Origin of the sequence: Agreia sp. Leaf244, assembly GCF_001422695.1 — a bacterium.
Taxonomy (GTDB): Bacteria; Actinomycetota; Actinomycetes; order Actinomycetales; family Microbacteriaceae; genus Agreia.
Genome location: NZ_LMLX01000002.1, coordinates 1,096,162 through 1,102,524 on the forward strand (window position 1 = coordinate 1,096,162; position 6,363 = coordinate 1,102,524).

10 protein-coding genes and 1 pseudogene are annotated in these 6,363 nt (G+C 65.7%); 6 read left to right on the top strand and 5 right to left on the bottom strand.

From position 1 onward, the window contains the following. Positions 1-2 precede the first annotated feature (2 nt). Complete coding sequence (locus ASF06_RS09920; protein ID WP_055946136.1) at positions 3-494, bottom strand: FBP domain-containing protein; 492 nt, start codon at positions 492-494, stop codon at positions 3-5. 310 nt (positions 495-804) lie between these two features. Between ASF06_RS09920 and ASF06_RS09925 the strand changes: the two genes are divergently transcribed. Together ASF06_RS09925 and ASF06_RS09930 are read left to right on the top strand one after the other, a co-directional pair. Beyond that, positions 805-1,050 (top strand): type II toxin-antitoxin system Phd/YefM family antitoxin, encoded by a 246-nt coding sequence (locus tag ASF06_RS09925; protein WP_055946139.1) that lies wholly within the window; start codon positions 805-807, stop codon positions 1,048-1,050. Beyond that, a complete protein-coding gene (locus ASF06_RS09930; RefSeq protein ID WP_055946142.1) occupies positions 1,047-1,433 on the top strand; it encodes a type II toxin-antitoxin system VapC family toxin in 387 nt (128 codons plus the stop codon). Before ASF06_RS09925 ends, ASF06_RS09930 begins: the two co-directional genes overlap by 4 nt. On the opposite strand, the gene ASF06_RS09935 is transcribed toward ASF06_RS09930, so the two are convergent. Both ASF06_RS09935 and ASF06_RS09940 read right to left on the bottom strand, forming a co-directional pair. After that, positions 1,423-1,827: an A1S_2505 family phage non-structural protein gene (locus tag ASF06_RS09935; RefSeq protein WP_055946145.1), complete on the bottom strand. Its 405-nt coding sequence runs from the start codon at positions 1,825-1,827 to the stop codon at positions 1,423-1,425. The genes ASF06_RS09930 and ASF06_RS09935 overlap by 11 nt on opposite strands. Before the next feature lie 43 nt (positions 1,828-1,870). Beyond that, complete coding sequence (locus ASF06_RS09940) at positions 1,871-2,311, bottom strand: hypothetical protein (RefSeq protein WP_162237698.1); 441 nt, start codon at positions 2,309-2,311, stop codon at positions 1,871-1,873. Positions 2,312-2,387: 76 nt separating this feature from the next. Between ASF06_RS09940 and ASF06_RS09945 the strand changes: the two genes are divergently transcribed. Genes ASF06_RS09945 through ASF06_RS09955 form a run of 3 tightly spaced genes read left to right on the top strand, consistent with a single transcriptional unit; the run spans position 2,388 to position 4,316 of the window. After that, positions 2,388-2,867: an SRPBCC family protein gene (locus tag ASF06_RS09945; RefSeq protein ID WP_055946150.1), complete on the top strand. Its 480-nt coding sequence runs from the start codon at positions 2,388-2,390 to the stop codon at positions 2,865-2,867. Beyond that, positions 2,854-3,393 carry a tetratricopeptide repeat protein gene (locus tag ASF06_RS09950; protein WP_055946151.1) on the top strand — a complete coding sequence of 180 codons (540 nt, stop codon included), beginning with the start codon at positions 2,854-2,856 and terminating at the stop codon, positions 3,391-3,393. The genes ASF06_RS09945 and ASF06_RS09950 overlap by 14 nt, the downstream gene beginning before the upstream one ends. Positions 3,394-3,398: 5 nt before the next feature. Next, positions 3,399-4,316, top strand: coding sequence for an alpha/beta hydrolase fold domain-containing protein (locus ASF06_RS09955; RefSeq protein ID WP_055946154.1), 918 nt, complete (start codon positions 3,399-3,401; stop codon positions 4,314-4,316). On the opposite strand, the gene ASF06_RS09960 is transcribed toward ASF06_RS09955, so the two are convergent. Continuing rightward, positions 4,313-5,326: a TerC family protein gene (locus ASF06_RS09960; protein WP_055925515.1), complete on the bottom strand. Its 1,014-nt coding sequence runs from the start codon at positions 5,324-5,326 to the stop codon at positions 4,313-4,315. The genes ASF06_RS09955 and ASF06_RS09960 overlap by 4 nt on opposite strands. Before the next feature lie 206 nt (positions 5,327-5,532). Between ASF06_RS09960 and ASF06_RS09965 the strand changes: the two genes are divergently transcribed. Beyond that, positions 5,533-6,021, top strand: coding sequence for a pyridoxamine 5'-phosphate oxidase family protein (locus ASF06_RS09965; protein ID WP_055946157.1), 489 nt, complete (start codon positions 5,533-5,535; stop codon positions 6,019-6,021). A gap of 132 nt (positions 6,022-6,153) precedes the next feature. Here the strand turns inward: ASF06_RS09965 and ASF06_RS09970 are convergent. Beyond that, a pseudogene (locus ASF06_RS09970) lies at positions 6,154-6,363 on the bottom strand (hypothetical protein); the annotation flags it as partial.

Below are 6,363 nucleotides of genomic sequence, written 5' to 3' on the forward strand. Positions count from 1 at the left end.
GGTCAGGCGGTCGCGCTGATGTCTTCTGCGAAGGAGGCCGCGCGGATCTGAAGCGACGCGATGCGATCGAGGCGCGCGGCCTCGACGTCGAAGCCGATGTACGCCATGGTCGGGCGCTTGCGCACGTTGCGCGAGCACTCGAACTCCGAGCACACGAGCGTTCCGACGGTGTCGCCGTTGCGCCCGGCCGCGCCCGCGCGGCGGGCACTGAAGAAGACGACGTCGTTCGGCAACTGCACATCCTGGCACCACGAGCACTGGGCTCGGGATGCGGGCTTCGCGTCGGCCCGCCGCAGCAGCACGCCGACCGCGACGTCGCCGACGGGAACCACGATGTAGGCGCGACGGGGGCGCTTCGGGTCGTTCCAGCCGAAGTAGTCGAGCTTCGCCCAGTCGATCTCGGCGAAGTCTGCGGGCAGTGTGAGGTCGGAGAGTTCTTTACGGGACGCGTTCACGAAGGAGTCGCGGATAGTTTTGTCGTTCAGGGAAAACATGATGAGTAGCCAATCAGTGTCGACCCGCGACTCGAAGCCGTCGGGTGGATGTCCATTCGGACGGCATGCGCACACAGAACGTTCCCGGCCTCGGCCGGTTCGCACACCGCTTGGCCGCCTGCGTCGAACGCAAGCGGCTGAGGAACGGGGCTATCTGATGCCGGCGAGAAAACCGCCGGCAACCCCCTCACGCCCGAGAGGCGACGCCGATGACCAAGAGGAACTCACGGATTCCACTGTAGCCACTCAGCACGGCACTCGCATCGAACCGGACTAGACTAACCGGACTAAGCCCGCCAAAAGGAGTGTCATGAGAACAGTGAACATGCACGATGCCAAAACACACTTCTCACGCCTCGTGGCGGCTGCCGAAGCAGGCGAGGCGATCATCATCGCCAAAGCGGGCCGACCTGTTGCAAAGCTCGTGTCGTTGAGTGCCGCTGAGCACGTCATTCAGCAACGAATCGGCTTTCTCTCATCGAGGGCCGTATTTCCCGATGACACAGACACTCTCGCCGAAAACGACATCGCGGCGATGTTCTCCGCTGACGAATGAGGCTGTTACTCGACACGCACGTGGTGCTCTGGGCTGCCACCGACAGCCCTCGCCTGACGCCACGAGCTCGCGCACTGCTGCGGTCCACCGAGAACACACTCATCGTCAGCGCCGCCACGCACTGGGAGATCTCGATCAAGAACTCGCTTGCGCGACCCGACTTCGATGTCGACGTGGAGGCACTGCGCTCAGGGCTCCAGGCGAACGGTTATGTCGACCTGCCCATTACAGCCGCGCATGCTGCGGTGCTCGCAGGCCTGCCTGACCTGCACCGCGATCCATTTGATCGAATGCTCGTTGCCCAGGCGCTCGCCGAGGGACTCACGCTGGTGACGGCCGACGACAGGATTCTCGACTACCCAGTTTCGACGATCAAGGTCTGACGCCCCCCTGCCGGCCTGGGTTCAATTCACGGATGAACGACTCCGGCAGGCGCACGTTCAACGGCGCCCGCGTGAAGAGGGGTGCCACCTCGGCCGGCGTGTACCCGGCGATGCCGCAGCCGATCTCGGTGACCAGGAAGGTGAGCTCGGGGCGCGTCTCGGCGAACTCGACGAAGACACCGATCTCGCGCTCGAGAACTCCGAGTCCACTCATCGTGTCGATCGCATACGACTGGCCATGCAGCCCGTGGCCTTCGCCCCAGACCGCTCCGAAGTCGCGCTGCGCCTGTGCTGCGGCGCCGGCGCCGTGATGCCCGCTCGCGTTCGAACCGAAGACGAAGATCTCACCGGGCTCGAGGGCCCCGATTCTCGAGGCGGAGGACTGCATTCGCATGGCGGAAGACTACGTCGCTCGCGCAGGCATCACCAGCACCCTGTCACCACCGGCGACGACCGCGGTAGGGAGGGCGCTGGACGACCCTGGAGATGGCGGCCTCGAACGCCTCGTAGTCGTCTACGTCGACCAGTTCGTCGTTGACGAGCATGCGGCCGAGGCCTCGAACGACCTCGAACTGAGTTCGCCTGGCTGCTGAATCGGGCGCAAGACGATGCGGCGCCAGGAATCCCGGCAAAGCGGCGAGCAGCACGCCCGCGTCGAACAGTCGAGCCACGACATTGTGCGGGTCGAACTGTCGCTCCGCGACGATGAGGGCTTGGCAGTCCGAGCACAGCCGACTCGGTATTTCGGTCTCGAGGTACTGACGCAGCCGGGCGTCGACGTCGCCCAGACGCTGTCTCCTCTCCGGTTTCGCGCGCTGCACTTTCGTATCGAAAAATGCTTGCAGGAGGATATCTATCGGAGGGGTCATGAATGTCATGCGCACAGTGTCGACCCGGCCACCGACATCCGGCGCTCTCTGTCGGCGCCCGCGCGCATCCGCTACCGTCGGGAGCATGTCAGCCGAATCATTCACCTACACGATCTACATTCGCGCGACGCCGGAACGCATCTGGCAGGCCATCACCGATCCGTCGTCGGCGAGCCAGTTCTGGGGCGTCACACACATCACCGATTGGATGCCGGGGTCGAGCATGACCTGGCAGGTCGCCGGCGCCACGATCGCAGACCCCGAGCAGGTGATCCTCGAGGCCGAGGCTCCGCACCGCCTCTCGTTCACCTGGCACACCATCACCGACGAGTTCGTGCTCGCGGTCGGCGACGACGACGATCTCGGCGCCTCCATGGCGGCCGAGGAACGCTCCACCGCGACGTTCGACGTCGAGCCGTTCGGCGCGCAGGCGAGGCTCACGGTGACCCACACCGGCTTCGCCTCGGGCAGCGCGATCCTCGCCGGAGTCACCGAGGGGTGGCCGATGGTGTTCTCGAGCCTCAAGTCGCTGCTCGAAACGGGAGACGCGCTTGTCTTCGGCTGACGAGAAGCAGACCCAGCTCGACGCGGCGATCGCCGAGGGATACGCGCGTCGCGACCGCGACGACATGGCCCCGACGATCGAGTACTTCACCGAGCTGCTGGCGAGGTATCCCGATCACCCCCAAGCCATCTATGAGGTAGGAGGGGCCTACGACACAGCGGGCGACGAGCAACGGGCGCGTGGCTTCTACGAACGCGCCCTCGCCGCCGGCCTGCAGGGCGACACGCGCCGTCGTTGCCTGCTGCAATACGGCAGCACCCTGCGAAACCTCGGACTCTTCGACGAGTCGATCGCCGTACTCCGCGAGGCGCGCTCCGACTACCCCGACTCCGACTCGGTGCGCGTGTTCCTTGCGCTCTCGCTGCACGCGGCGTCGCGCAGCGATGCGGCCGTCGCCGAGCTGCTCTCGTTGGCGGCCGATCGCATCCACTCGCCCGACATCGATCGCTACGAACCCGCCCTACGCGGCAACGCCGACTACTTGCGCGCCCTCGACGCGGCAGCACAGGAACGCGCTCCACAATAGGAGTCATGGTCACCCTCCCGAGCGGCATCGTCGCTCCCGCCCTGCGACTCGCGCGCGCCAACCGCATCTTCGTCTCGGCCGACGAGGCCCGGCGCCACGTGCGCGCCCGCGAGCTCAGGCCGACGTCGTACGCCCCGCCCGGCCGCCTGCATCCGGATGTTCGTGTCGACGTCGAGCATCGCGACGGCTGGCCCGTGTACACGGTCGCGCCGCGGGTCGGAACGCCGGTCGGCAGCCTCGTCTACGTGCACGGCGGCGGCTGGGTCAACGAGATCGTGAGCCAGCACTGGAACCTCGCGGCGCAGATCGCGGCCGAGGCGAACACCACCGTCACCCTCCCGATCTACCCGCTGATTCCCTTCGGAACGGCTGCCGACACGGCGGCGTTCGTCGTCGATCTCGTTCGACGCAACATCGATCGCTTCGGCAGCGCGAGCATCGCGGGCGACTCCGCCGGCGGCCAGATCTCGCTGTCTGCGGCCCTCGCCCTGCGCGACGACCACGACATCACTCTCGCCCAGACGATCCTCATCTCACCGGCCCTGGATCTCACGTGGAGCAACCCCGAGATCCCGCGGGTTCAGCCCAGCGATCCCTGGCTCGCGACCCCGGGCGGCAAGGTCCTGGCCGAGTACTGGCGAGGAGACCGTGACCTGCTCGACCCCGTGGTGAGCCCGCTCTACGGCGATCTCGCGGGACTCGGGCCGATCACCCTGTTCTCGGGAACGCGCGACGTGCTGAACCCCGACGCCCGCCTCCTCGTCGAGAAGGCGGCGGGCGCCGGGGTCGAGCTCGACTATCACGAGGGAGTCGGGCAGGTGCACGTGTTCCCGCTGCTGCCGACCGCCGTAGGGCGCGACGCGCGCGCCATCGTCGTGGCGCGCATCCGGAATGCCCTCCGCGCGAGCGGCCCTGCGGTCTAGAGCCGGCCCTCTTTCGCGTCTTCGGCGACCTCGACCTCGTCTCGTCGGGCGTCGCCGCGCGTCTTGCGCAGGCTGAGCACCGTGGCGACGGCGATGGTGAGACCGATGAACACGAGCGAGAACCAGATCGGGATCTCGGGCGCCCACTCCACGTGCTGACCACCGTTGATGAACGGAAGCTCGTTGACGTGCAGCGCGTGGAACACGAGCTTCACGCCGATGAAGGCGAGGATGACCGCCAGGCCCTGGGCGAGGTAGACGAGGCGCTCGAGCAGGCCGCCGATGAGGAAGTACAGCTGGCGCAGTCCCATGAGTGCGAAAGCGTTGGCGGTGAAGACGATGTACGCCTCGTTGGTGAGACCGTAGATGGCGGGGATCGAGTCGACCGCGAACACCAGGTCGATGAAGCCGATGGCCACGATGGTGAGAAGCATGGGTGTGAAGAAGCGCTTGCCGTCGATCTTCACGGCGATCTTGTCACCGTGGTAGTCGTCGGTGATCGGCAGCACCCTGCGGGCGAACTTCACGATCTTGCCGTTGGCCGGGTCTGACTCGTGGTCGCTGAATGCCTGGCGGTAGGCGAGCACCAGCAGCAGGGCGCCGAAGATGTAGAAGATCCACGACACGTTCTCGATCAACGTGGCGCCCACGGCGATGAAGGCGCCGCGCATGATGAGCGCGATGATGATGCCGATCATCAGCACCTTCTGCTGGAACGCCTTGGGGACGGCGAACCCGGTCATCACGATGAGGAAGACGAAGAGGTTGTCGATCGACAGCGCCTTCTCGGTGAGGTAGCCGGCGAAGTACTCGCCGCCGAAGTTCCAGCCGGAGACCATGCCGATGCCGACACCGAAGAGCAGGGCGAGGCTGATGTAGAAGACCGACCAGCGAGCGGACTCGGCGATGGTGGGCTCGTGCGGCTTGCGCACGTGCACGAAGAATTCGAAGACGAAGAAGGCGATCGTCACGGCGATAGTGATCAGCCAGATGAGAGGGGTGATCTGCATAGGGGTAACTCCACGGTCGGGTGTAGTCGGACCAAGGTCTCTTCCACCCTCAGAGCTCTGAAGGCCGGCTGCCCGGAACCCGTCGATGGGTCCGTACTGACGAGTCAGCCGTGCGGGAATACTCCCCTTGCAGGCTCAAGTCTATCCCCTGTCGTGCTCTCGCGCGCTGCATGAAGCTGGACGAGTACCTACAAAAGGAGACAAACATGTCCGATTCACCCGCCGACGTCGCCAAGGTCGCTGAGCTCATCAAGGATTTCCGCTTCGCGATGGTGACCACCGTCAACACGCTCGGCGAACTCGTCGCGCGCCCCCTCACCGTGCAGGAGGCCGAGTTCGACGGCGACCTCTGGTTCATCGTGGCCCGCGACTCCCACGAGGTCGCCGAACTCGAGGTGAACCCCGTGGCCGGAGTCTCGTTCGCCTCGAACGACACGTGGGTCTCGCTGACCGGAACGGCGAAGCAACTGGATGACCCGGCCCGACTCAAGGAGTACTGGAACCCGTTCGTCGAGGCCTGGTTCCCCGACGGCCCCGAGGACCCGAATGTGACCCTGCTCAAGTTCTCCGCCTCGGGCGCCGAGTACTGGGACAGCCCCGGAGGCCGCATCGCCTCGGTGATCAGCTTCGTGAAGTCGAAGGTCACCGGCTCCGTCGGAGGCGGCAGCGAGAACGCGAAGGTCAACCTCGACTAGCCGAACGAACAACGAATGGCCCGCCACGTCTGTGGCGGGCCATTCGGCGTTCGTACCTTGTCGTTCCCTGAGCCTGTCGAAGGGAAAGCGTCTCGACAGGCTCGACGAACGGGGGCCTACTTGGGAGTAGTACTACTTGGTGTTGACGGTGATCTTGGCGATTCCGACGAGGAGGCCGGCCTTGACGGCGTCGGTCTTGAACGTGTCGTTCAGCAGGCCAGCGGCGTCGGCGGAGATATGCACTGTGGTGCCCTCGAGGATGGCGGTGTCGTTCGGGCCGGTCTGCAGCGGCTTCAGGGTTCCACCGTGCAGGTCGAAGAGCAGGGCCTGCTCGACGGCGAC